The following is a 24,889-nucleotide window of genomic DNA, read 5'->3' as shown; positions in this document are numbered from 1 at the left end:
CATCGGCCGGCTTGTCGACAATCATGCGATTTATGTGAAGCTGAGCTCCGCGCCGATGCGGCGGGGTTTCTGGAAAGGCAGCGAGTGATCGGTGCCGGGAATTTCCAGCGATTGCCAACCTACATGACGCTCGGCCAGCAGGCTGTGATAGTCGCGCAGGGTCTGCGGGCTCTTGCCACCGACCAGGCTGCGCACCTCGCTGCCTGAGGCCAGCACGTCGGCCAGCAGTGCCTCGCGGTCGATCTCGCGCACGGCATGGGTGACACAGTCCAGCGCATTGGCAAACCCCAGATGGCGATGCGCCAGACGTGCCACCATCATGCGCTCGGCGCGCGGGTTGCGCGTACGATGCGGCGAGATGAGGTCGAGAAAGGCGGTGATGCCCGCCTCGGGGCTTGGGGCTTCGCGCATGGCACGCGCCGCCGCGGCGTAGCCGTCACGCACCTTGACCATGGTGGCGTGGCATTCGCGCTCCAGCAGCGCCGGCTCCAGCAGGCTGATGTCGCCGACCTTCACCTCCGGGCGCTCGGCGCGCAGGCGCTGGACGAGACGCATGGCGACCAGCCCGCCGAAGCTGTAGCCGATCAGGTCGAAATGCGTGATGCGCTGGGTCTCGATCAACGCCATCACGTCCTCGACCACCTGCTCGAGAGTGAAAGGAGGCTCGCCACCCTGCGGCGCCAGCGTCTGCCCCATGCCACGCAAGTCGGGGATGATCAGTTCATCATGGGCCGTGAGATGCCCGACCAGCGGTGCCCAGGTCAGCGTACCGGCCACCCCCGCGCCGTGCAGCATCAGCAGACGACGCCCGCCCTGGGCGTCATGCCGCTTGAGACGCTGCCAGAAGATGTTCTGATCGGGACGTGACAGCAGATGTTGGCCATGTTCGAACTCGGGATGCATGCAAGGGCTCCGGTGGGGTGCCAGGGGCTGGGCAAGAGACTGGGCAATAGGGCTAGGCAATAGGGCTGGGCGAATGTCTGCACGTGCGCCAACGCCGTCATCGATGACAACGCAGGGCATTCAGAGGCAGGCACCTTAATCAGCACGCAGGAGAACGGCAAGCCAACAAGGGCCGCCCCTCACCGGAATCCGCACGCATGGGCGGACAAAACGCCTCCGGATGCCTAGAATGCCCTGTCCGCCAACGGAAGCTGTCATGACCATCTCGCTCGAAATCAACGCCCTACCCTACGCCCTCACCGCCGAGGATGAAGCCTCCACGCTGTCGCGCTTCGCACGCCTGCGTACGCGACCCGACGCCGTGCTGCTCGACAGCGGCCAGCCGTCGCTGGCCGGCGGTCGCTTCGACATCATCAGCAGCGACCCGCTGGCCGTACTGGAGCAAGGCCCACAGGGTGGCAAGCTCACCGGCCCGCTGCCGGAAACGATGCGGGATCTGAGCCAGTTCAGTGAAGCGCTGGAGCGCCTCGCCCGTCTGCCGGTGATCGAGGCCCAGCGTCAGCTGCTGACCCTGCTGCCGCAGACGCTGGCAGGCGAAGAGCTCGCCCGGCATGACCTGACAGCCGAGGACCTGCCGTTCATCGCCGGCCTGCTGGGCTACTGGAGCTACGACTTCGGGCGCGCGCTGGAAGACCTGCCCGCCACGACCGAGGACGACATCGCGCTGCCCTGGGCGCGTCTTGGTCTGTATGACTGGGCATTGATCAGTGACCATCAGCGCCAGCAGAGCTGGCTGATCGCCTCGCCCCAACGGCGCAGGCAGGTATTGGAATGGCTGGAGCAACCCGCGCCGCGCAGCGCTGACTTCGCCCTCGACACCCCCTTCTCGCCGCTGCTGGATCGCGCAGGCTATGGAGAGCGCTTCCGCCAGGTGATGGAGTATCTGCATGCCGGTGACTGCTACCAGATCAACCTGACCCAGCGCTTCTCCGCCGAGTGCAGCGGTGATAGCTGGCACGCCTACCTGCGTCTGCGCCAGGCCACGCCGACACCTTACGCCGGCTATCTGAGCTGGCAGGACGCCAAGGGCGAGGAGATGGCGATCGTCTCCGTCTCGCCGGAGCGCTTCGTCGAGGTCAATCACCGCGCGGTCGAGACCAAGCCGATCAAGGGCACCCGCGCACGTGGCGCGACGCCGGAAGAGGACGCCCGGCTGGCCGCCGAGCTGCTGGAAAGCCCCAAGGACCGCGCCGAGAACGTGATGATCGTCGACCTGCTGCGCAATGACCTGGGCCGCGTCTCCGCGCCCGGCAGCGTCAAGGTGCCATCGCTGTGCGCGCTGGAGAGCTACGCCAACGTGCACCACTCCGTCAGTACCATCACCAGCACCCTGGATGAAGGGCGCGATGCGCTGGACCTGCTCGGCGCCGCCTTCCCCGGCGGCTCCATCACCGGCGCGCCCAAGATCCGTGCCATGCAGATCATCGAGGAGCTGGAGCCGGTACGCCGCAGCGCCTATTGCGGCAGCCTCGGCTATCTGGATATCCGCGGCCACATGGATACCTCCATCGCGATCCGCACGGCGGTGATCGCCGAGGGCCAGGTGCATCTGTGGGGCGGCGGCGGCCTGGTCGCCGATTCCGAGGAAGAGGCCGAATACCGCGAGAGCCTGGCCAAGATCCAGCGCCTGATGGAAGCGCTTGGCTGACAGGCGATGTTATAAGGCATCATGAGTGCCATAACTCGATGACATATAACGATCGAACGAATTCGTATTGGGGAAGCGGTGCCTGCCTTTGATAGGGTAGGCGCATTCCTGCACGTCTCCTTGAGCGCTCCCCGCCTCTGCTGATGGTCTTTCCTGGCCATTGATCAGCCCTGCGCCCCGCTCCATCGGACGTGCCCTCGTTCTGGAGACTCCTCATGTCCGATACCTTCGATCTCTCTCGCATCAACGCCGAATTCGGCAACGACCCGGAAGCCTTGACCCGCTGGGCCCTGTCGCTGGACAAGCACGCCATCTGCACCACCAACTTCCGTCCCTTCGAGGCGGTGATCCTGCACATGGTGACGCGCTTCCGTCCTGACATCCCGATCGTGTGGATGGACAACGGCTACAATACCGATGCCACCTATCGCTTCGCCGATGAGGTGACGCGCAAGCTGAACCTGAACCGCATCATCTATCTGCCGCAGCGTACGCGTGCGCACCGTGAAGCCGTCGATGGCCTCACTCCGCATATCGATGACCCGCGCCACGAAGCCTTCACCCGTGAAGTGAAGCTCGAACCGTTCGAGCGTGCGCTGCGCGAACTGAACCCCGAGATGTGGTTCACCGCCGTGCGCGCCAGTGACACCGCCTTCCGTGCCGGCATGCAGCCGGTCTCGCTGAATGGCGATGGCCTGATCAAGGTCGCCCCGGTGCTCCACTGGTCGTCCAAGCAGATGCACGAGTACCTGGTCGCCCATGACCTGCCCAACGAGTTCGACTACGTCGACCCGACCAAGGCGGAAGACAACCGCGAGTGTGGCCTGCACCTGGCACACTGAGCCCTGTGGTTGACGCTGTGCGCTCGAATCGCCCAGCCAGCAAAAAGCCCGCCTCTCAGGAGGCGGGCTTTTTCATCTGCGCTGTGGCAGATCAGGCGAGCGAGGCTCAGTCCACCGACACTCAGTCCACCGGCACTCAGCGCACCGGCAGCTCGATGTCGTGGAAGATCTCATGCTCGTGGCGCGGGCCGGCGGCCAGTGCCGCTTCGACACGCTCCCGCGTCAGGTGCGGCGCGAAGCGCTCGACGAATTCGAACATGTAGCTGCGCATGAAGGTGCCGCGGCGGATGCCGATCTTGGTCGTGGAGCTCTCGAACAGATGCGTGGCGTCCAGCGCGACCAGGTCTTCGTCGGCCACCTCATCCACTGCCATGTGCGCGACGATGCCGATACCCATGCCGAGCCGCACATAGGTCTTGATGACATCGGCGTCCGAGGCGGTCAGCACCACGTTGGGCGCCAGGCCGTGGGACTTGAAGGCATCGTCCAGCTGGCTGCGGCCGGTGAAGCCGTAGGTATAGGTAACCAGCGCATAGCTGGCCAGCGACTCGAGGGTCAGTTCCTCACCATTGGCCAGCGGATGATCCTTGGGCACCAGCACGCAGCGATTCCAGCGATAGCACGGCAGCAGGATGAGGTCGTTGAACAGCTCCAGCGACTCGGTGCAGATGGCGAAGTCGGCCTGCCCCTCACTGACCATGTTGGCGATCTGCTTCGGCGTACCCTGCTGCATGTGCAGCGCGACATCCGGGTACTTGCGCGTGAAATCGGCGATCACCGGCGGCAAGGCATAACGCGCCTGGGTGTGTGTGGTGGCGATCGACAGGCTGCCACGACGGTCATCACTGTGCTCCTGGGCGACGTGCTTGATGTTCTCCACCGTGCGCAGCACCTGGCTTGCCAGCTCGACGATGGACTCGCCGGCCGGGGTCACCCGCGTCAGGTGCTTGCCACTGCGCGCGAAAATTTCGACGCCAAGCTCATCTTCCAACAGACGAATCTGCTTGGAAATGCCCGGCTGGGAGGTATACAGACTTTGCGCGGTGGCGGACACGTTCAGGTTGTGGCGGGTGACTTCCCAGATATAACGCAACTGCTGGAGTTTCATGCGGCTTCACTCTCCTGAGAAGCACCATCGACGCGACGCGGCGTGACAGTGGCCCGGACATGGCCGGTCACCTTGCTAAGATGATCGGGCGATAAAATCATGAATAATGATTCCTTTCGGGAATATACGCTCAAGAGTAGATTGGCGACAGTAACCTGACAAGGGGGTAGGTAGGGATGGAAGTCACACAACTGCTGCTATACGTGCTGGCAGGCGCCGGAGTGGGTTTCGCGGTCGGTGTCACTGGCGTGGGCGGCGGCTCGCTGATGACGCCTCTGCTGTTGATGTTCGGCTTCCCGCCGCACATCGCCGTGGGCACCGACCTGCTCTATGCCGCCATTACCAAGGCGGGCGGCGCCTTCGCGCACCATCGCCAGGGCCATGTGGACTGGACCATCGCCCGGCGCCTGGCCATCGGCTCGCTGCCGGCGGCGCTGTTGACGATTGCGGTCCTGCATACCTTCTTTACTGACCCCACCGCCTACGCGGGCCTGATCAAGGGCATGCTCGGTGTAATGTTGATCCTCACCGCCGGCGTGCTGCTGTTCAAGAAACGCCTGCTGGGGCTGATCAGCCCGGAAAGCTTCATCGTACGCCACGCGGCACCGCTGACCATTCTGGCCGGCATCGTGCTCGGCGTGTGCGTCACCCTGTCCTCCGTGGGTGCCGGTGCCTTCGGCGCTGCCGTGCTGATCATGCTGTTCCCGCTGTTGAGCACCGCGCGCATCGTGGGCACCGATATCGCTCACGCCGTACCGCTGACGCTGGTCGCGGGATTGGGACATCTATGGCTGGGCAACGTCGATTTCCTGCTGCTCGGCGCATTGCTGGTCGGCTCACTGCCTGCCATCAACCTTGGTGCACGCCTGACGCGCCACATGCCCAGCGGCCTGCTGCAGGGCCTGCTGACGACACTGCTGCTGGGACTGGGTATCCGTTACGCCTTCTTCTGAGCTCTCCTTGCTGAAGGGCCTTCGCACAGGCAATACCAAAGTCGGGGCAGGCAATCCACATTGCCTGCCCCGTTGCTATTCCCTCAAACCAATAAAACAGCTATAAAAACACTAGCGATCATAACCCCGTGCTATTGAGCCGATGGGCAATGCTCATTTGTCAGTGATGCAAAGTGGCGCTACCATCGGACGCAGCCTGCATGTCCGGCAATGCCGCAGACAGCGAAACGAATCCCCTGGAGAAACAAGATGTCCAATCACGTCGATGTCACCGGCGCCAACTTCGAACAGGAAGTTCTCAACGCTGAAGCCCCGGTCCTGCTGAAGTTCTGGGCCCCGTGGTGTGGTCCGTGCAAGATGATGGCGCCGGTCGTCGAAGAAGTCGCCAACGAGAAAGGCGAAGGCCTGAAAATCGTCAACGTGAATGTCGATGACGCACCGGAAATCGCTGCCGAGCAAGGCGTGCGTGGCGTGCCGACAGTGATCCTGTTCAAGTCCGGCGCCAAGGTCGCCTCTCTGGTCGGTGCCCAGTCCAAGGGTCAACTGAGCCAGTTCATCGAGCAGAACCTCTGAGTCGACTTGCTGACAGGTGACTGGCCCACCAGCCACCGCGCACTGATTCGATAATCAAAGGCCCCGTCACGCACAGCGTGACGGGGCCTTTGGCATTCAGGCAGCGGGTCATCCACGCAGAGCTGGCCCGTAGGTCACTCCTCCGCCAGGCGACGACGACGGCGAATCCGGCGCACGGAGGGGCCCAGCAGACGCGCCGCCCAGCGCGTGCCCGGGTGCGAGTCGAAGGCGATCTTGAGCGTCATGGTGATCGGCACTGACAACAGCATGCCCACCGGCCCGAACACCCAGCCCCACACCACCAGCGACAGGAAGGCGGCCAGCGTCGACAGCCCCAGGGTGCGCCCCATCACGCGCGGCTCGATCAAGTTGCCGAGAATGAAGTTGATCGCCAGGTAACAGCCGCCCAGCATCAGCGCCTTGACTGCGCCACCCTCCGGCATCACCAGCGTCAGCAACACCGCAGGCACCGCGGCCAGTGCCGAGCCGATGTTGGGGATGTAGTTGAGGCAGAAGGCCAGCGTGGCCCACAGGAAGGCAAACTCCACATCGAGCACCAGACAGCTGATCGCGACCAGCCCCCCGGTCACGAGGCTGATCAAGGTCTTGACCGCCAGATAGCGGCGCAGCGTCAGCGAGAACAGCGTGAAGCGCCGCAGACTGACATGCGGGCTGCGCAGCGTGCTGACCAGCTTGTCGCGCAGTGACAATGCCTCGTAGAGCAGGAAGGTGGCCGTCAGCACGATGATGACGCTCGAGGACAGCAGGCCCCCGAGCCCGGTCAGTAGATTCGGCACCCACTGGGTCAACGAGGCCGGGTCGACCAACTCGCTGAAGCGGGCCGGCGCGATGGATACGCCGCTGTCTGCCAGCCATTCCAGCATGCTCTGATACTGTTCGCGCAGGCTCTCCTCAAGCTTGGGCATCTCATCGCTGAACAGGGTAAAGCGCGAGACCAGCAGCGCCGTCAGCGACGAGAACAGCACGCAGACCGTCAGGATGACGATGGGCACCCCGAAGCGTTGCCCGATGCCGTGACGGGCCAGCCAGCGCACCGGCGCATCGCAGACCGCAGCGACGAACACCGCCAGCAGCAGCGGCACCACCAGGTCCGCCGCCAGCTTGAGGCCGCCGATGATGATGACCACTGCGGCCATGCCGACCAGCAGGGGGTGAATCTCCAGCGCGCGGCGCACGTTGGGCGCGTGGCGAGAACGCCCGGAGCGTTCGAGCGCCTCCTGCTGACGCTCGTCGCGTGGCACCTGCATGCGTGTCACGGCCTCCTCGATGGAAGTGCCCTCACTGACACTGCGTGGCTCGCCAACGCTATCGTCAGGCGCTTGCGCATCGGCCATCTGCGCCTCGGGCGGCACTTCCTCGTGCCGCGATCTTTCCTCAGGCGTATCGTTCGCGTGCATCCTGCGCCACCTATCCTGTCAATGCTTGCCATCAGTACATGCCATAAGTACTTGCCATCAGCACATGCGCGTCGCTGCCCCGCGGGTTCATCGGGACAGCCATCGATGCGCCTATCTTGGGCGCATGCCTGTCACAAGCCAAGACTGAAACGAGATTGATTGCTCGTGCCGGGAAAAACTCCTGCCTGACACCAAGCGCACAAAAAATGGGGAGACCGAAGTCTCCCCAAGGGTACCGAGTCAGAGCGCACTGACTGGAGGCATAAGACACGACTGTTGCCGATACATCGAACTGCTGAGTCTTGAAACTTCGCTAAGGCTTGAAACTGCTCTCAGGCTTGAAACCGTCATCAGATCTCGAAGCCGCTGCCGAAGCCTTCCACCGTCGGCGCCATCAGCGTCTCGCCACCGGCGCGAATCATCGCGGCATGGCCTTGCGTGCGCGGCAGGATGCGCTGGAAGTAGAAGCGCGCGGTATCCAGCTTGGCCTGATAGAAGGCAGTATCCCCTTCGCCGGCCGCCAGCGCCGCCCTGGCCGTCTCGCCGGCACGAGCCCACAGGTAGCCCAGCGCGACGTAACCGGCGTACATCAGGTAATCGACACTGGCGGCGCCGACCGCTTCGCGGTCCTGCATCGCGCCCATGCCCACCGCCATGGTCAGCTCGCCCCATTCGCGGTTGAGCTCGGCGAGCGGATTGGCAAACTCGCTGCCTTCGCTGGCCTGGCAGAACTTGTGGATCTCCTTGGTGAAGACCTTGAGCGATTCGCCCTGGCTCATCAGGATCTTGCGGCCCAGCAGGTCCAGCGCCTGGATACCGGTGGTGCCTTCATAAAGCAGAGTGATGCGCGCATCGCGCACGAACTGCTCCATGCCCCATTCCTGAATGAAGCCGTGGCCGCCATAGACCTGAACGCCGTGATTGGTCGCCTCGAAGCCGGTCTCGGTCAGGAAGGCCTTGACGATGGGCGTCAGCAGGCCGAGCAAGGTATCGGCACGTGTTTTGTCTTCGCTGTCCGGGGCATTCTCGACGATGTCATTGAACTGGGCGGCATACATCACCAGCATGCGCCCACCCTCGGCGATGGCCTTCTGGGTCAGCAGCATGCGGCGCACGTCCGGATGCACGATGATCGGGTCGGCCGCCTTCTCCGGCGCCTTGGCACCGGACAGGGCACGCATTTGCAGACGGTCACGCGCATAGCTCAGCGCATTCTGGAAGCTGGCCTCGGCCAGCGCCACGCCCTGGATCCCCACCCCGAGACGCGCGGCATTCATCATGGTGAACATGCAGGCCAGTCCCTTGTGCGGCGGGCCGACCAGGAAGCCTGTGGCGGAATCGAAGTTCATCACGCAGGTCGCGTTGCCGTGAATGCCCATCTTGTGCTCGATGGAGCCACAGCTGACGCCATTGCGCTCACCAGCCTCGCCATTGGCGTCGGGCAGGAACTTGGGCACCACGAACAGCGATATGCCACGCGAGCCTTCCGGGGCATCCGGCAGCTTGGCCAGCACCAGGTGCACGATGTTCTCGGAAAGATCGTGCTCACCGGCCGAGATGAAGATCTTGGTGCCGCTGATGCGGTAGCCCTTGCTGTCATCGCTGTCATCCAGCGGCACGGCACGTGTCTTGATCAGGCCCAGGTCCGTGCCGCAATGCGGCTCGGTCAGGCACATGGTACCGGTCCAGCTGCCTTCGACCAGCTTAATCAGATAGGTCTGCTTGAGCGCCTCGCTGCCGTGATGCTCGAGTGCATTCATCGCGCCATGCGAGAGGCCCGGATACATGCCCCACGACAGGTTGGCGGAGGCGACCATTTCCGAGAGCACCATCGCCAGTGACGGTGGCAGCCCCTGACCGCCATGTTCCGGTGAGGCAGCCAGACTCGGCCATCCGCCCTCGACATACTGCTGATAGGCAGCCTTGAAGCCGCTCGGCGCCTTGACCTCGCCGCCCTCGAAGGTACAACCCTCGCGGTCGCCCGACTGGTTCAGCGGCGTCAGCACCTCGTGCGCGAAGCGTGCGCCCTCCTCCAGGATGGCGGTCACGATATCGTCGCTGGCCTCATCGCCACCCGGCAGGCTGGCATAGTGAGCGGGATAGTCGAGCAGCTCATTCATCACGAAGCGGATGTCGCGCAACGGCGCCTGATAGTCCGGCATGCTTTACTCCTTGAGCCGTCGCGGCACGGCGGCGCTGAATCAAAAGGAATGGTGATGGGCTTGCTGTCGTTGTTGCTCAAGACTCATGAAAGAGGCGAAAAGACGACTCCCACACACCATCAAACATGCGTTTGAAATTAGCGCCTCCTCCAGTTGGTCGTCAAGCGGTCGTTTGATTTCTGGTCTGCGACATTGGTGGCAAGCCCTGTCTCATCGGTGGCAAGTCCTGTCTTCAGGCCGCCCCCGCGCGCATGGCAGAAACAAGAGATGACACGAGAAACAGACGCAAAAAAGCCCGACCGCAGCCGCGATCGAGCAATATCTCCCCCAGAGATAACCTGTCCTGCAAGATTCCTTGTGTCCCGTGCTCTCTCCAGAGATCCTATCCAGAGATGCCGATCCAGAGAGCCGATCCAAATGTTAAAGGCCTTGCCCGCCAGCCTCAGGCCATGCGAATGCTGCCATCGAGGCGGATCACCTCCCCATTGAGCATGCTGTTGGTGATGATGTGCTCGGCCAGACGCGCGAACTCATCGGGCTTGCCCAGTCGCTTGGGAAACGGCACCGCCTCGCACAGCGCTTCACGGGCAGGCTCCGGGATGCCGGCCATCATCGGTGTCTCGAACACGCCGGGCGCAATCGCCATCACGCGAATGCCATGGCGTGCCAGCTCACGCGCCATCGGCAGCGTCATGCCGGCGACCCCGGCCTTGGAGGCGCTATAGGCACACTGCCCCACCTGGCCATCGAAGGCCGCGACCGAGGCGGTATTGAGAATGATGCCCCGCTCGCCGTCCTCGCCCTCGGCGGCATTGCGCGCCATGCGTGCCGCCGTCAGGCGCGCCACGTTGAAGGTACCGCTCAGGTTGATCGCCAGTGTCTTCTCGAAGCCCTCCAGCGGAGCAGGCTCGCCATCACGATCCACCAGCTTGGCGACGCTCACCATCCCCGCACAATGGATCACCCCATGAATGGCACCGAAGGTCTGCTCCGCGACATCCAGCGCGGCCTCGACACTGGCGCTGTCGGTGATGTCGCAATGACAGAAGCATGCCGCCTCCCCCAGCGCATCGGCCTGTTCACGTGCACTCTCCGAGAGATCCGCCAGCACCACCTGGCCGCCGGCCGCGACGATACGTGACGCCGTGGCGGCCCCGAGGCCGGATGCTGCGCCGGTGATAAAAAAGCAGTGGTCGGCGATCTTCATGAAACGAGTCTCCCGAAAGGTGATGGCAGGAAAGGTGATGAGAGGCAGGCGATGACAGAAAAGTCCCGTAGATGGCGGCGTTCAGCTTTCGCGCGCCTGTGCCCGCAGCAGGAAACGCTGGATCTTGCCCGACGGCGTCTTGGGCAGGCTGTCGACGAAGTCGATCTCACGCGGATAGCTGTGCGCCGAGAGTCGCTGGCGCACGCTGGCGCGAATTTCCTCCGCCAGTTCGTCACTGCCGACATGGCCATCGCGCAACACCACATAGGCCTTGATGATCTCGCCGCGCAGCGCATCCGGCTTGCCGACCGCCGCCGATTCCGCCACCGCCGGATGCACCAGCACAGCGTTCTCGACATCCGCCGGGCCGACGCGATAGCCCGCGGTGGTGATGATGTCGTCATCACGCCCGGCAAAGGTGAAGCGCCCATCGGGCTCTGCCACCACCACGTCTCCGGTCAGGTAATAGCCCTCGACGCAGGGTTGCTTCTCCTGCCAGGTGTAGCCGGCGAAGAAGTGCGCGGGAGAGCGGGCGATATCCACCGCCAGCACACCCGGCTCGCCCGGCGGCAGCTCACGATACTCGGCGTCGAGCACGGCAAGTCGGTAGCCGGGCAGCGGGAAGCCGACACTGCCGACCACGACCTCATGGGCCAGCGCGTGATGATTGCAGCAAGTCATGCCGGTCTCCGTCTGGCCGTAATGGTCCATCACCGCACAGCCCAGCTCCCGCGCGACCCAGCCCACTACCTCGGTGTTGAGGGGCTCGCCAGCGGAGCTTGCGACCCGCAGGTTCAGGCGCTCGAAGGCGCCTTCGCCGAGCCCGGAGGCCTTGAGCATGCGATAGGCCGTGGGCGCGGCCGCGAAATTGTCGATGCGGTGACGCTCCAGGAAGGCCAGCCCGCCTTCTGCACTGAACGGCGCCTGCATGAAGTAGGTGGTGGCCCCCAGCAACAGCGGGCCGGTGATGGCGTAATAGAGCCCGTAAGCCCAGCCGGGGTCGGCCATGTTCCAGAAGCGCTCGCCGGGGCGCAGGTCCACCGCCAGGCGTTGATAGAGCCAGAAGGCCGGCAGCGCATTCAGCGCCACCGCCACGCCCTTGGGCTTGCCGACCGTGCCGGAGGTGAACATCTGCAGGAAGGGCGCCTCCGCCGGAAGCCACACTGGCGGCTCGGTCAGTGGCTCGCTCTGCATCAATGTCTGCCAGTCGAGATCACCCGCCTCCAGCGCATCTTCCTCATCGCGCACGCAGATGATCACGGGATGGCGGGCGAGCTCTGTGAACTTGCTGCGCTGGCTCGTCTCGGTGATCACGATCTGCGTCTCGGCGCGCGACAGGCGATAGTCGAGCGCATCGGTGCCGAAGGCGGTGAACAGCGGCTGATAGACGGCGCCCAGCCGCCAGGTCGCAGCCAGCGCGATCATCAGCTCCGGCGTACGCGACAGCATGCAGGCGACCCGCTGCCCCGCCATCACGCCCTGTGCCTTCAAGGCAGCCGCCAGCCGCGCGCTCTGCTCGTCGAGCTGTGCGTAACTCAGCTCACGTACCCGGCCCTGTTCGTCTTCGTGGACCAGCGCGATACGTTCGCCCTGCCCGGCGCGCAGATGACGCCCGACACACGCCTCATAGGCATTGCCGAGCTCGCCCTCGTCATTGGTGTCGAGCGGCGTGGTGAACAATTCATCGCGCAGTGCCTGGATATCGAAGGCGGCCAGATAATCGCTCAGCGTCTGGCTGGCGGCGGGTTGCATGGCGTATGAATTCGCAGATTCAGCAGAGGGGGCGCGTGACGTGCGGTTTGTTGTTGTATCGCTTGGCGTCATGGCGTGACTGGCTCCTGAGTGGTGCTCCGGGGCGAAGTGAGATGACTGGGCGCCAGCCATCTACAGTTAACGTAAACGTCAAGTTAGCGACAAGCCTGTCGGGCGGCAAGCATTGTGATGCTCGACTGGCCAAAAGTTGCAGACGCTGCGTAGCAGACGCCGTGTACCGCACGCTCGTTCAGGGCAGACGACACAGGCTGTCGACCAGTGCCTCAGCCAGCTCATCGGGGGAGCGCTCTCCCTCGGGGCGATACCAGCGTACCGTCCAGTTGAGCGCGCCGAGCATGAACTGGCGCAGCAGTGTGGCGTCGCCCTTGAGCAGCCCTGCAGCGACGGCAGAGGCGATGGCGTCACGCCACAGGTCTTCGTAGTCATCACGCAGCTGGACGAGATGCTCGCGCGCCGGGCCCTCCAGCCGCCGCCACTCATAGAGCGCGACCACATGGGCATTGCGATCGGTGAGCAGCGTGTCCAGATGTGCGCGCGCCAGGGCCAGCAGTCGCTCACGCGCCTGCTGCTGCGATGCCGCCGAGGCGGTCACTTCGCTTGCCTGGCACGGCTCGCAGCGCGCCAGATGCTCACGGGCGATGGCCAGCGCACTGAACATGCCCTCCTCGATCACGGCGCACAGGATTTCCTGCTTGTCGGCGAAGTGATGGAAGAGGCTGCCGGACTTGATGCCCATTTCCTGGGCCAGCATGCGGACGGTGGTGCGATCGAAACCCTCCTCGACGAACAGGCGGGCGGCGATGCGGACCAGCTCCTTGCGACGGGGTGAGGCGGTGGCTACATTCATCGTATAACTAGCGCTTGCTTGGTTTATGGGATTGAATGGATCAAAGCATAGCCACGCAGTGATCACAACGCCGACTGCACGACTCGATCTTCCAATAACAAGACACAGGAGACCGTCATGACGACCGCTTCCCGCACTACGCCAAGCCCTTCCGCCAGCGCCGATGACATCGTGATTCTCGCCGGCGCCCGCACGCCGATGGGTGGCCTCAAGGGCTCACTCTCGACGCTGAGCGCGCCACAGCTCGCCGCCGTGGCCATCAAGGCGGCCATCGAACGCGCAGGCCTCACGCCTGCCGATGTCGACGAGGGCATCTTCGGCTGCGTGCTGCCCGCTGGCGTCAAGCAGGGTCCGGCGCGTCAGGCCATGCGCCAGGCCGGCGTGCCGGACAGCATCGGCGCCACCACCATCAACAAGCTATGTGGTTCCGGCATGAAGGCCACCATGTTGGCGCATGACCTGATACGCGCAGGCACCAACCGCATCATGCTGGCCGGCGGGATGGAATCGATGTCCAACGCTCCGCATCTGCTCACCCAGGCACGTGGCGGCTATCGCCTCGGCCATGGCGAGCTGAAGGACCACATGTTCTTCGATGGGCTGGAAGATGCCGAGACCGGCAAGCTGATGGGCGTGTTCGCCCAGGAAGTGGCCGATGCCCGCGGCTACGATCGCCAGCGCATGGATGACTTCGCCATCGAATCGCTCAGGCGTGCCATGACGGCCACCGAGTCGGGCGACATCGCGCCGGAAATCGCCGCCGTCACGGTCAAGAGCCGCAAGGGCGAGAGCGTGGTCGAGCAGGACGAGCAGCCCTTCCAGGCCAATCTTGACAAGATTCCCGCCCTGCGTCCGGCCTTCGCCAAGGACGGCACCATCACCGCCGCCAATGCCAGCTCCATCTCCGACGGCGCCTCGGCGCTGGTGCTGACGCGCCGTGATGAAGCCGAACGACGCGGGCTGGCCGTCAAGGCGCGTATCCTCGGGCACAGCACCCACTCCCAGCACCCCAGCGAATTCACACTGGCGCCCATCGGCGCCATCGACTCGCTGATGAAGCGCCTGGAGTGGACCACGGACGACGTCGACCTGTTCGAGATCAACGAGGCCTTCGCGGTGGTCACCCTGCTGGCGATGGATGCCCACGATATCCCGCATGAGAAGGTCAATGTCTTCGGAGGGGCCTGCGCCCAGGGGCATCCGGTCGGCTCCACCGGCTCACGCATCATCGTCACTCTGATCAACGCGCTGGAGCGCCGTGGCAAGAAACGTGGCATCGCGGCGCTGTGTATCGGCGGCGGCGAAGCCACCGCGATCGCCGTCGAGCTGGAAGACTGACATCCTACTCGACACTGACTCGACCTGATGCTGCAACGACACGAGGCCCGGATCATGGATCCGGGCCTCGTGTCGTCGTGCGGCCTGAAATGCTCTCAGACAGCTATCAAGGGCTCAGCCTTCCGAGCCCTGACGCTGGCGCCGCTTAGCCATAGCGACCAGTGATGTAGTCCTCGGCCTTCTTGGTATTCGGATTGGAGAACATCGTCTTGGTGTCGTTGTACTCCACCAGCTCGCCCATATGGAAGAAGGCGGTGTAATCAGCGACACGTGCCGCCTGCTGCATGTTGTGCGTCACGGTGACGATGGAGAACTGGGTCTTCAACTTGTCCATCAGGTCTTCGATGGTCGCGGTGGAGATCGGATCGAGCGCCGAGGTCGGCTCATCCATCAGGATGACGTCAGGCTTGACCGCGATGGCACGCGCGATGCAAAGACGCTGCTGCTGGCCACCGGACAGCGAGGTGCCCGGCTGGTCAAGAATGTCCTTCACCTCTTCCCACAGACCCGCATCACGCAGCGCGCTCTCGACCAGATCATCCTTGTCGGCGCGGCGGCTGACCAGGTCGTGCATGGTCGGCGCGTAGGCGATGTTGTCGTAGATGGACTTGGGGAACGGGTTCGGCTTCTGGAACACCATGCCGACGCGACGACGCAATGCCACTTCATCCATGTCGCGCGCGTTGACGTCACGGCCATCCATCTCGACCAGACCTTCGATGCGCACGCTGCGGATCAGGTCATTCATGCGGTTAAGGCAGCGCAGGAAGGTCGACTTGCCACAACCGGAAGGGCCGATCAGAGCGGTGACATTTTTCTGGAAGACATCAATGTTGATGTTCTTCAACGCCTGCTTCTCGCCGTACCACAGGTTGAGATCTTCCACACGAATGGCCAGCTCGTGGTTGGCATCTTCGTTCGTGACGACCGGGCTACCGGGACGAGTGGCCGCGGCAGGCTTGGCGGGAGTGGCGACGGTGCTGTTCATGTCTCGTATTCCTTTATGAGTCGTGGGCCAGGGCTTTAGGTGTGAGGCGACCGGCCAATCGACGGGCCGCCTCGCAGCTGCCTACCAGCGACGCTCGAATTTCTTGCGCAGCATCACGGCTGCGGCATTGAGGAAGATCAGCACTGACAGCAGCACCAGAATGCCCGCTGCAGTACGCTCAACATAGGCCTGCTCAGGCTCGCCCGCCCAGGTGAAAATCTGGGCCGGCAGCACGGTGGCAGCCTGGGTGATGGCAGTCGGCGCATCCGGAATGAAGGCCACCATGCCGACGATGATCAACGGCGCGGTCTCACCCATCGCCTGTGCCAGACCGATGATGGAACCGGTCAGGATCCCCGGCAGTGACAGCGGCAGTACGTGGTCACGCACCACCTGCCAGCGGGAGCAGCCGACGCCGAAGGCGGCCTGACGAATGGTGTCCGGTACGCTGCGCAGCGCCGAGCGCGTGGTGATGATGATCACCGGCAAGGTCATCAGACCCAGTGTCAGACCACCGACCAGCGGGGAGGAACGCGGCATGCCGAAGAAGTTGATGAAGATCGCCAGACCCAGCAGACCGAACAGGATCGACGGCACCGCCGCCAGGTTGTTGATGTTGACCTCGATCGCCTGGGTGAAGCGGTTGTCCGGCGCGAACTCCTCCAGGTAGACCGCCGTCAGCACGCCGACAGGGAAGGCGAAGGCCAGCGTGACCAGCAACGTCAGGATCGTCCCCATCGCCGCCGACCAGATACCAGCGTACTCCGGAAGCTTGGAGTCGCCGGTGGTGAAGAAGTTGACGTTGAACTTGAGCTCGGCCGTGCCGTTCTCGACCATGCGGTCCAGCACGGCGGTCTGCCTGGGCTTCAGATGTGACTTGTGGCCCTTGAGATACTGATCGACCTGGTCATCGGCGATCACCCAGCGCTCGATCGTTTGACCCATCAGGCTGGCGTCAGCGGCCATGTCGCGCGGCAGCTGACGCAGCCAGCCGCGGCTGACCAGATCACGCACGTCTTCTTCCACCGCTGCCAGCGGGATTTCCTGCGACTGCTCGCTGTAGGTAACCGGCACGTGCAGTTCTGCCTGCTGGAAGGCCGGATAGCCGCGCATGATCATGTCGCCGATGAAGACCACCAGGAAGGTGGCAGCCAGGGCGAGTGCGCCCATGGACATGAATTTCAGGCGCTTGGTGCGGCGATGACGGCCCTTCAGCTGGGCCGAGATATCGTCGAATGATTGGCTCATGTCTAGTCTCGGCCTCAGAGGTTGTTGGCGCTGTACTTCTCACGGAAGCGGCGGATCAGAACCACCGAGACCATGTTCAGCAGCAGAGTGACAACGAACAGCACCAGACCCAGCGCGAAGGCCGACAATGTCTCGGCACTCGCGAACTCCTGGTCACCGGTCAAGGCGGCGACGATGCGCACCGTGACGGTGGTCATGTCTTCCAGCGGGTTGGCGGTCAGGTTCGGACGCATGCCCGCCGCCATCACCACGATCATGGTCTCGCCAAGCGCGCGTGACATCGCCAGCAGCGAAGCGGACACGATGCCCGGCAGCGCGGCGGGCAGGATGACGTTGCGAATGGTCTCGCCGTGGGTCATGCCCAGCGCCAGAGAGCCCTGGCGCATGGTGTCCGGCACGGAGGTGATGACGTCATCGGACAGTGAGGAGATGAACGGAATGATCATGATGCCCATGACCAGACCCGGTGCCAACGCGTTGTTGTAGGACGCCTCGATGCCCAGCGGAGAGAAGATATCGACGACCAGCGGCGCGACGGTGATGGCGGCGAAGAAGCCGTAGACCACGGTCGGGATACCGGCGAGCACTTCCAGCACCGGCTTGGCGACGGTACGCACTCTCTCGGGGGCGAACTCCGCCATGTAGACCGCGGCGAGCAGACCGATGGGAATGGCCACCAGCATCGCGATCAGGGTGATCATGAAGGTACCGGCGAACAGCGGTACGGCACCGAAGTTGGCGGTGCTCTCGACGCCTTCACCACGACCGGCGGCCATCTGGAAGCTGTTGCCCGGATCCCAGGTGGTCCCGGTGATGAAGGTCCAGAAGCTTTCCATCTGGAAGAAGCGGATGGCCTCGAAGATGATGGAGACCAGAATGCCGAACGTCGTGACGATGGAAATCATCGCCGCGCCGATCAACACATAGCGAATGAGAGTCTCGATGGCATTGCGCGCATGGAAATCAGGCTTCACCAGCGCGAGGCCGATGACCAGACCGGCGGCTGCGACGACCAGACTGGCGATCAGCAGCTGCATGCCTTCGATATCGATACCTGCGGTGGCAATCGCAACGACGGCTGCCAGACCGACCAGCAGAGCAGGCCCTGCGCTGGAAATTGCCGTGAACCAGCCGTACTGATCCGGCTGAGCGTACATTTCAGCACCGCTGGCACGTACACGCTGTGCCTTGCTGCGGCCGCTGAAGAAGGCTACCAGGCCAGCCAGCGCCACGATGCCTATGAAGAAGAGAAAGATCTGCTGAGTCTGCATCTTTCGGGTCCCGGAGTCGCGTTGTTCACAGGGGGAAGGCTTCATGCCTTGCGAAACCCTGCGACCAGTCAAGCAAACGGGCCGGCTGCCAAAGGCAACCGGCCGCGTCAGAGGGTCAGCTGCGTTGCTTACTTCTGGAGATCGGCCAGAGTCAGCTTGGTGCGCTCAGTGACCTGCTCGCGAAGCTTGGCGCGCTCTTCCTTCGGCAGCGGGATCAGACCGATGCCCTTCAGGTAGCCCAGCTCACCGATCATCTTCTCGCTCATGAACAGGTCGTTGTAGGCCTGCTGAGCCGGCACGTCATCCTTGTGCTGGTTCTTCACGTAGTAGAACAGGGAGCGGGAGACCGGATACTCGCCAGAGGAGATGGCATCGGCTTCCGGCTGCACGCCATCGATGGAAGCACCGACGACCTTGTCAGCGTTCTCTTCGAGGAAGGAGTAGCCGAAGATACCGAAGGCTTCGGTGTTCTCGACCAGCTTCTGGATGATCAGGTTGTCATTCTCGCCAGCAGCGATGTAGTGACCGTCCTGACGGATGTTGGTGTAACCCTCACCGCCGTAGCCTTCCATCTCTTCGGTGGAGACTTCCATCACCAGCTCTTCGAAGGCGTCACGGGTACCGGAAGTGGAAGGCGGCCCGTAGACGGTGATCTTGCGGTCCGGCAGGGAGGAATCGATCTCGGACCACTTGGTGTAGGGGTTGTCGACCAACTTGCCGTCGACCGGCACCTGAGCGGCGACCGCCAGGGTGATCTGCTCACGGGTCAGGTTGATGCTGCCATCGCGGACAGACTGGGCGAAGGCGATACCGTCGAAGCCGATCATGGCTTCGGTGATATCGGTCACGCCGTTCTCTTCACAGCGCTCGAATTCAGACGTCTTCATGCGACGAGAGGCGTTGGTGATGTCCGGAGTGCTGTCACCGACACCTTCACAGAACAGCTTCATGCCGCCGCCGGAACCGGTGGATTCGATGACCGGAGTCGGGAAATCGCTGGTGGCACCCAGCTCTTCAGCAACGTAGCTGGAGAACGGATAGACCGTGGAAGACCCCACGATGCGCAGCTGTTCACGGGCTTCTGCTGCACCCACTGATGCAGCGATGACAGCCGCTGCGAGACCGGACTTGAGGAACGCCTTCATGCCTGAAACTCCTTGCGATAGGAATGAGCCAGTGAGGTGGCTTCTTGTCTACAGGGAGTACCTTGCCAAGCATTCATGACAACTGTGTGACAGTCGCCGACTCACGCCTTTCTCAGTCGGACGGCGTCGCGTGGCGCGCCAGGGCACTGCGCCCTGCCAGCACCCGCAGCAGAATATTGCTGATCAGCGCCGTGCCCAGCATGCCGAGGATCATCGGCCACAGGCTGTCCATCGCCAGGCCTGCGATCAGCATGCCGATCATGGCGCCACTGGCAAACTGCATGCTGCCGATCAACGCATTGGCCGTGGCGCTGATGCGCGGAAAATACTCCAGCGCCGAGGAGATCGCATTGGGCGCCACCATGCCGTTGGCCCCGACGAACACCATCAACAGCGGCGCGAGGACGTAGAGCAGATCCAGCCCCAGTACCAGCGCCGATACCAGCAGGATGGCGGCACACAGCTGGATACCGATGCCGATGCGCAGCAGGCGCGGCGGCGACAGGCGTGACAGCAGGCGCACGTTGAGACGGTTGGCGGTGAACATGAACAGGATGTTGGCGCCGAACAGCACCGGGTACCAGGCCGCCGTCACTCCGAAATGCTGAATATAGACGTAGGGCGACGCGGTGATGAAGGCGAACATGCCACCGAAGCCCATCGCCTGCGTCAGCGCATAGCCCATCGCCGGCCCGTGGCGAAGCACGCTGGCATAGTCACGCGCGACCTGCAGGAGGCTGGCCGGCGGCTCATCCGCCTCGCGCTTGCGTCGGGTCTCGGGCAAGCGCAGCGGCAGTACCACCAGCAGGAAGGCGGCATAGGCGGCGAGGAAGGCGAAGATCAGCCACCAGCCCGCCATGCCCAGCAAAAGGCTGCCGATGGCAGGCGCGATCAAGGGCGCCAGCATCATGATCACCGCGACGGTGGACAGCACCTTGGCCGCCTCGCGGCCACTGAAGCAATCGCGCACGATCGCCGAGGAATTGACCACCGAGGCGCCGCCGCCCAGCGCCTGCAGGAAGCGCAGCGCATAGAGCCCCTCGAGGCTCTCGACCCGGGTGATGGCCAGACTCGCCAGCAGGAAGACGAAGATGCCTGACAGCAGGACCGGCTTGCGCCCGATACGGTCTGACAGCGGGCCGAAGATCAACTGCCCCAGCGAGAAGCCGAGCAGGAAGATCGACAGCGACAGCTCCGTATGGTGCACCGTGGTCGCCAGGTCTTCCGCCATGGCCGGCAATGCCGGCAGATAGGCATCGATGGCCAATGGAGCCAGGGCTGTATTGGCCGCGACCAGCAAGGCCAGCTGACGGGTTTGACGCTTGTCCACATCCCCTCCTGCAATCGTTTGTCGATGGTATGCCCAGGTGCCGAAAACGCCACGCCCTTGCCGTCAGATGACGACAGTGGGCGCGCCGCCGCACAATTGATACAGTTGACCTACACAGGTGACGAATGTCACATCACGCTGATGAAATCCCCGCGGATCATCCACTTGGGGCGATCGACCCGAGGTGTCTTCACAGCCGGCAGGCGTGGGTGCACACTCGGTGGCAGCGCTCGCTCCGGCGGCCCCTGCCCTTCACCTCTTGCCTTATTCATGAGGGCCACTCATCCCTTCGGGTGGCTCACGCTCAGTACAGGAAACTCTTGCATGGCACAGGACAAGCTCTCCCAACTCAAGGAAATGACCACCGTCGTCGCCGACACCGGTGACCTCGAGGCCATTCGTCGCTTCGCGCCCACTGATGCTACCACCAACCCGTCACTGATCCTGCAGGCCGCTCAGGCCCCGTCACGTCGCGAGCGCCTGACCGAAGTCGCGCGCAAGGCCACCGACATCGATGATGCCGTCGACGCCGTGGCCGTGGATATCGGCACCGAGATCGCCGGCCTGGTACCGGGCTATGTCTCCACCGAGGTCAGTGCCCGTCTGTCCTTCGATGCCGACGAGACCATCCGTCGCGCGCATCGCATCATCGAGCGCTACGCCGCCAATGGCGTCGGTCAGGAACGCATCCTGATCAAGACCGCCTCCACCTGGGAAGGCATCCGCGCCGCCGAGAAGCTCGAGCGCGAAGGCATCCGCACCAACCTGACGCTGCTGTTCAGCTTCGCCCAGGCCCAGGCGTGTGCCGATGCCGGCGTGACGCTGATCTCGCCCTTCGTCGGCCGTATCCTCGACTGGCACAAGGCCAATCAGCCGGACGCCGACTTCAGCGGTGACAACGACCCGGGCGTGAAGTCGGTCAAGGCCATCTACGAGCACTACAAGGGACACGGCTACAAGACCATCGTGATGGGCGCCAGCTTCCGCAACACCGGCGAGATCGAAGCGCTGGCCGGCTGTGATCGCCTGACCATCTCGCCGGCACTGCTGGGTGAGCTGGCCGAGAGCACCGGCACGCTGGAACGTCGCCTGCTGGCCGGCGATGCCGAGCAGAACGTGCCGGAAGTGCTGACCGAGTCCAACTTCCGCTGGGACATGAACGAAGATGCCATGGCCACCGAGAAGATGGGCGAAGGTATCCGCAAGTTCATGGCCGATCAGCGCAAGCTTGAGACCCTGCTGGCCGAACTGCGCAGCCACTGAGCCAACAGAGCATAGCGCCGATGATGAACTCTTGTTAAGCAAGAGCTCATTGAACGGCCAAGGCAACAAAAAGCGCCTGCCGTGTTTCACGGCAGGCGCTTTCTTTATGCTTTTAGAAACGTGCTTTCAGAAACGTGCTGTCTGATTCGCGCTGCCAGATTCGTGCTTTTAGAAACGAGCTGTCAGGCTCAATGCCCCGGCGCCTTCAGTGCGGCTGGCGATGCTCCTCGCTTTCCAGCAGCTCGATCAGCGGCTGGAACTCCAGGCGATTGTGACCATTCAGGCACATCAACAGCCGGTGAGCCTCGAGAATGCGCCCGCGCAGCTCCTGTTCCTGCTGGGGCGAGGCATCGACGTCATCCTGAGACTCGTTCAGCGCTGGCGCGTTGCAGCAGGAGGCTCCGTCCAGATCGGCCTGGTCCGCCTCCGGCAGGCTGCCGGCATCCACGACACTGGCCACCTCGTCGAACCCCATCACCTTGAGCATGGTCAGCACGTCGGGATGGGCAGCCACCACCTGCGCCGGCATCACCAGCCGATCGCGGACCGCCAGCGCCAGCTTGGCCAGAAAGCCCAGTGCGGTGGAATCGACATTGGTCGCTTCGCGCAGATCGATGATCACGCTTTCCAGTCCCTCAACCGCAGCCACGCGCTGTACCTGCTGATCCAGCGTGGCACACAGCGTCAGGCGTACATCACCGGATAGCTTGAGCACGAACAGGCCGTCTTCGAACACGGCCTGGATACGTCCTTCATCCATCATGGAATCCTGTCAGCGTCATCAAGGTAAGGTCATCCGGCAGCTCGCCATCCAGCGCCAGTCCACGACGCAATCCTTGCACATCCTCACTGCTCAGAATCCGTTGATGCAGTGCTCGAGTCCTGTCCTCCAGCGCCTCGCCCGGCAGGCATTCCAGCACACCATCACTGGCCAGCCACAGGCGGAAGCGCTCAGGAAGCGCCACACGATACGCTGGATAGCGGGTGTCTGGGAAGAGCCCCACCGGCCGACCGCTGCCCTCCAGCTCACGCAGCTCGCCGTCGGGCGTGACCAGTACCGGCATCGGCAGCTGGGCGCCCAGGGTGTAATGCAGCGTGCGCGTATCACGGTCCATCACACCACACATCACCGTGGCATGCTTGCCGATACCACTGTCGATCAGTTCACGGTTGAGCAGTGCCAGCCACTCGGGGCCGAAGGTTTCCGGCGTATGTTCCTCCCAGTGGCGGATCGCGCGTGCGAACAACAGCTTGAGCAGCACGGTCACGAAGGCCGACGAGGCGCCATGACCGGAGACATCCGCAAAGTAGAACAGGCTGAAGCGTTCGTCGATCGCCTGATACTCGAGGAAGTCACCCGACAGATACAGCGACGGCGACAGGCAGTACTCATAACTGACGCCATTGATGTGCTGTCCGCTCTGGGGCAGCAGACGCTGCTGGATCTGGCCACCGGCCTGCTGGTCCTGACGCAGCAGCGCCAGATGCGTCTCCAGATGCTCGTTGAGCTCCTCGAGGCGCGCGCGTGCCTTGGCGTGCTCATGGGCCAGCTGGTGATGCTCCGCCGCCCGTTTGAGCAGACTGCGCAGTACCGAGCCATGCTCGCGCGGCGCGATGAGGTAATCGACCAGCCCGGCCTCCACCGCCGGCAACAGGCATTCATCCCCACGACTCTCGGCCACCACCACCGTCGGCAGGCGCTCGGCCAGACGCGACCACTCATGACTGGAAACGGCCTCGACATGCGCGACCACCACCGCCACTCCGCTGGGCAGTGTCGCGATGCCACCACAGGCCGCCACCGCACAGCGTTCATCCGTCAACAGCTTCGCCAGCGCATCACGCCGCGAGCCGGGAAGATCAATCAGACCGATCAACAGACGCTTGCCTTGCTCATCCGCCATGCCAACCCCTCATTCCCGTCCTTGCTGCCATCCACTCGCAGTCTTGATGCTGCTTGCCCTCGCGACCGGCACCACTGACCATTCACGGTACCGGCCGCCTGCTGCGGGTGACGCATTACTGGCTGTCGTCTTCCGGTGCGAAGGCACCATCGAGATCGGCATCATCGAAGCTGTCGCTGGCGAAGGGATCATCGCCCAGCTTGCCATCGTTGATCTCGAAGTTGCGGCGCTGCAGGTAGGCATCACGAATGAAGCTGTAGCGATCCCCCTGGATCAGCTTCTCCTGCTCGAGCAGACCGGCACGGGTGTCGACCAGATCCAGCGCCTTCAGGCCGTAACGTACCTTGTCATTCTCGATGTAATTGACCGGATCATTGAAGTAGTCGACCGGCATGCCCGCGGTGTCACGCACGGTGCTCGGGCCGAACAGCGGCAGCACGAGGTACGGCCCCTGACCGACTCCCCACACGGCGAGCGTCTGACCGAAGTCCTCTTCGTCGACCGTCCAGCCCAGTTCGCTGGCCGGATCGAACAGGCCGCCGATGCCGACGGTGGAGTTGAGCAACAGACGGCCGGTGGAGACTCCGGCATTGGCCCACTTCCACTGCAGCACCGAGTTGAACATGGTGCGGACCTCTCCCAGGTTCGAGAAGAAGTTGCCCACGCCATCCTGCACAAGCTCCGGCGTCACATAGTCATAGCCCTGCGCGACCGGCTTGAGGGCATAGCGGTCCAGGGTGTCATTGAAGGTATAGACGTTACGGTTGAAGCCCTCCCAGGGGTCCTGAGGATTCGGCTCGCTGTCTCCGGTGCTGGCGCAACCCGCCAGCAGGGACATGGCCAGCAGTGCCGGCAGGGAAGTCTTGATCGTGTGCATCTCGTCACCTGTAAGTCTATTGGATTCCTGC

Annotated in this window: 21 protein-coding genes; 6 read left to right on the top strand and 15 right to left on the bottom strand. The window is 63.4% G+C overall.

The annotated features are described in order from the left end of the window. Positions 1-30: 30 nt before the first annotated feature. Positions 31-903, bottom strand: a complete 873-nt coding sequence (locus FLM52_02905; GenBank protein NVN54754.1) for an alpha/beta fold hydrolase — start codon at positions 901-903, stop codon at positions 31-33. Positions 904-1,159: 256 nt separating this feature from the next. Between FLM52_02905 and pabB the strand changes: the two genes are divergently transcribed. After that, positions 1,160-2,611 (top strand): aminodeoxychorismate synthase component I, encoded by a 1,452-nt coding sequence (gene pabB, locus FLM52_02900; protein ID NVN54753.1) that lies wholly within the window; start codon positions 1,160-1,162, stop codon positions 2,609-2,611. Between the two features lie 215 nt (positions 2,612-2,826). Beyond that, the gene (locus FLM52_02895; protein NVN54752.1) at positions 2,827-3,453 is read left to right on the top strand and encodes a phosphoadenylylsulfate reductase; all 627 of its coding nucleotides are present in this window, start codon (positions 2,827-2,829) and stop codon (positions 3,451-3,453) included. Between the two features lie 136 nt (positions 3,454-3,589). On the opposite strand, the gene cysB is transcribed toward FLM52_02895, so the two are convergent. After that, positions 3,590-4,561, bottom strand: a complete 972-nt coding sequence (gene cysB / locus FLM52_02890) for an HTH-type transcriptional regulator CysB (protein ID NVN54751.1) — start codon at positions 4,559-4,561, stop codon at positions 3,590-3,592. 176 nt (positions 4,562-4,737) lie between these two features. Between cysB and FLM52_02885 the strand changes: the two genes are divergently transcribed. Then, positions 4,738-5,514: a sulfite exporter TauE/SafE family protein gene (locus FLM52_02885; GenBank protein NVN54750.1), complete on the top strand. Its 777-nt coding sequence runs from the start codon at positions 4,738-4,740 to the stop codon at positions 5,512-5,514. A 249-nt stretch (positions 5,515-5,763) separates the two neighbouring features. Continuing rightward, complete coding sequence (gene trxA, locus FLM52_02880; GenBank protein ID NVN54749.1) at positions 5,764-6,087, top strand: thioredoxin; 324 nt, start codon at positions 5,764-5,766, stop codon at positions 6,085-6,087. Between the two features lie 134 nt (positions 6,088-6,221). Here the strand turns inward: trxA and FLM52_02875 are convergent, their stop codons facing one another. The 5 genes from FLM52_02875 to FLM52_02855 all read right to left on the bottom strand — a co-directional run bounded on the left by FLM52_02875 (position 6,222) and on the right by FLM52_02855 (position 13,494). Beyond that, the gene (locus FLM52_02875; protein NVN54748.1) at positions 6,222-7,355 is read right to left on the bottom strand and encodes an AI-2E family transporter; all 1,134 of its coding nucleotides are present in this window, start codon (positions 7,353-7,355) and stop codon (positions 6,222-6,224) included. Positions 7,356-7,855: 500 nt separating this feature from the next. Then, positions 7,856-9,667, bottom strand: a complete 1,812-nt coding sequence (locus FLM52_02870; GenBank protein ID NVN54747.1) for an acyl-CoA dehydrogenase — start codon at positions 9,665-9,667, stop codon at positions 7,856-7,858. 442 nt (positions 9,668-10,109) lie between these two features. Continuing rightward, positions 10,110-10,874 carry an SDR family NAD(P)-dependent oxidoreductase gene (locus FLM52_02865; GenBank protein ID NVN54746.1) on the bottom strand — a complete coding sequence of 255 codons (765 nt, stop codon included), beginning with the start codon at positions 10,872-10,874 and terminating at the stop codon, positions 10,110-10,112. 81 nt (positions 10,875-10,955) lie between these two features. After that, positions 10,956-12,626, bottom strand: a complete 1,671-nt coding sequence (locus FLM52_02860; protein ID NVN54745.1) for an AMP-binding protein — start codon at positions 12,624-12,626, stop codon at positions 10,956-10,958. Positions 12,627-12,876: 250 nt separating this feature from the next. Beyond that, positions 12,877-13,494, bottom strand: coding sequence for a TetR/AcrR family transcriptional regulator (locus FLM52_02855; GenBank protein ID NVN54744.1), 618 nt, complete (start codon positions 13,492-13,494; stop codon positions 12,877-12,879). A 117-nt stretch (positions 13,495-13,611) separates the two neighbouring features. Here FLM52_02855 and FLM52_02850 point away from each other — a divergent pair, with 117 nt between their 5' ends. After that, complete coding sequence (locus FLM52_02850) at positions 13,612-14,832, top strand: acetyl-CoA C-acyltransferase (GenBank protein NVN54743.1); 1,221 nt, start codon at positions 13,612-13,614, stop codon at positions 14,830-14,832. Positions 14,833-14,977: 145 nt separating this feature from the next. On the opposite strand, the gene FLM52_02845 is transcribed toward FLM52_02850, so the two are convergent. From FLM52_02845 to FLM52_02825, 5 genes are all read right to left on the bottom strand, one after another. Then, the gene (locus tag FLM52_02845) at positions 14,978-15,820 is read right to left on the bottom strand and encodes a phosphate ABC transporter ATP-binding protein (GenBank protein NVN54742.1); all 843 of its coding nucleotides are present in this window, start codon (positions 15,818-15,820) and stop codon (positions 14,978-14,980) included. An 81-nt stretch (positions 15,821-15,901) separates the two neighbouring features. Next, the gene (pstA, locus tag FLM52_02840) at positions 15,902-17,068 is read right to left on the bottom strand and encodes a phosphate ABC transporter permease PstA (GenBank protein NVN54741.1); all 1,167 of its coding nucleotides are present in this window, start codon (positions 17,066-17,068) and stop codon (positions 15,902-15,904) included. Between the two features lie 14 nt (positions 17,069-17,082). Next, entirely contained in the window at positions 17,083-18,339 is a 1,257-nt protein-coding gene (gene pstC / locus FLM52_02835; protein ID NVN54740.1) for a phosphate ABC transporter permease subunit PstC, read from the bottom strand. A 128-nt stretch (positions 18,340-18,467) separates the two neighbouring features. Then, positions 18,468-19,484, bottom strand: a complete 1,017-nt coding sequence (locus tag FLM52_02830) for a phosphate-binding protein (protein NVN54739.1) — start codon at positions 19,482-19,484, stop codon at positions 18,468-18,470. A 112-nt stretch (positions 19,485-19,596) separates the two neighbouring features. After that, positions 19,597-20,814, bottom strand: coding sequence for a Bcr/CflA family multidrug efflux MFS transporter (locus FLM52_02825; GenBank protein ID NVN54738.1), 1,218 nt, complete (start codon positions 20,812-20,814; stop codon positions 19,597-19,599). A 324-nt stretch (positions 20,815-21,138) separates the two neighbouring features. On the opposite strand from FLM52_02825, the gene tal reads away from it, so the two are divergent. After that, complete coding sequence (gene tal, locus FLM52_02820; protein ID NVN54737.1) at positions 21,139-22,077, top strand: transaldolase; 939 nt, start codon at positions 21,139-21,141, stop codon at positions 22,075-22,077. 205 nt (positions 22,078-22,282) lie between these two features. Here tal and FLM52_02815 read toward each other — a convergent pair whose 3' ends face one another. The 3 genes from FLM52_02815 to FLM52_02805 all read right to left on the bottom strand — a co-directional run bounded on the left by FLM52_02815 (position 22,283) and on the right by FLM52_02805 (position 24,858). Further along, positions 22,283-22,837: an STAS domain-containing protein gene (locus FLM52_02815; protein NVN54736.1), complete on the bottom strand. Its 555-nt coding sequence runs from the start codon at positions 22,835-22,837 to the stop codon at positions 22,283-22,285. Beyond that, positions 22,830-23,981 (bottom strand): serine/threonine-protein phosphatase, encoded by a 1,152-nt coding sequence (locus FLM52_02810; protein NVN54735.1) that lies wholly within the window; start codon positions 23,979-23,981, stop codon positions 22,830-22,832. Before FLM52_02810 ends, FLM52_02815 begins: the two co-directional genes overlap by 8 nt. Before the next feature lie 115 nt (positions 23,982-24,096). Then, a complete protein-coding gene (locus tag FLM52_02805) occupies positions 24,097-24,858 on the bottom strand; it encodes a VacJ family lipoprotein (protein NVN54734.1) in 762 nt (253 codons plus the stop codon). Positions 24,859-24,889 lie beyond the last annotated feature (31 nt).

It is taken from the genome of bacterium Scap17, from assembly GCA_013376735.1.
GTDB lineage: Bacteria > Pseudomonadota > Gammaproteobacteria > Pseudomonadales > Halomonadaceae > Cobetia.
Note: the sequence above shows the minus strand (reverse complement) of the source record. Positions and strands in the feature narration are given on the sequence as shown.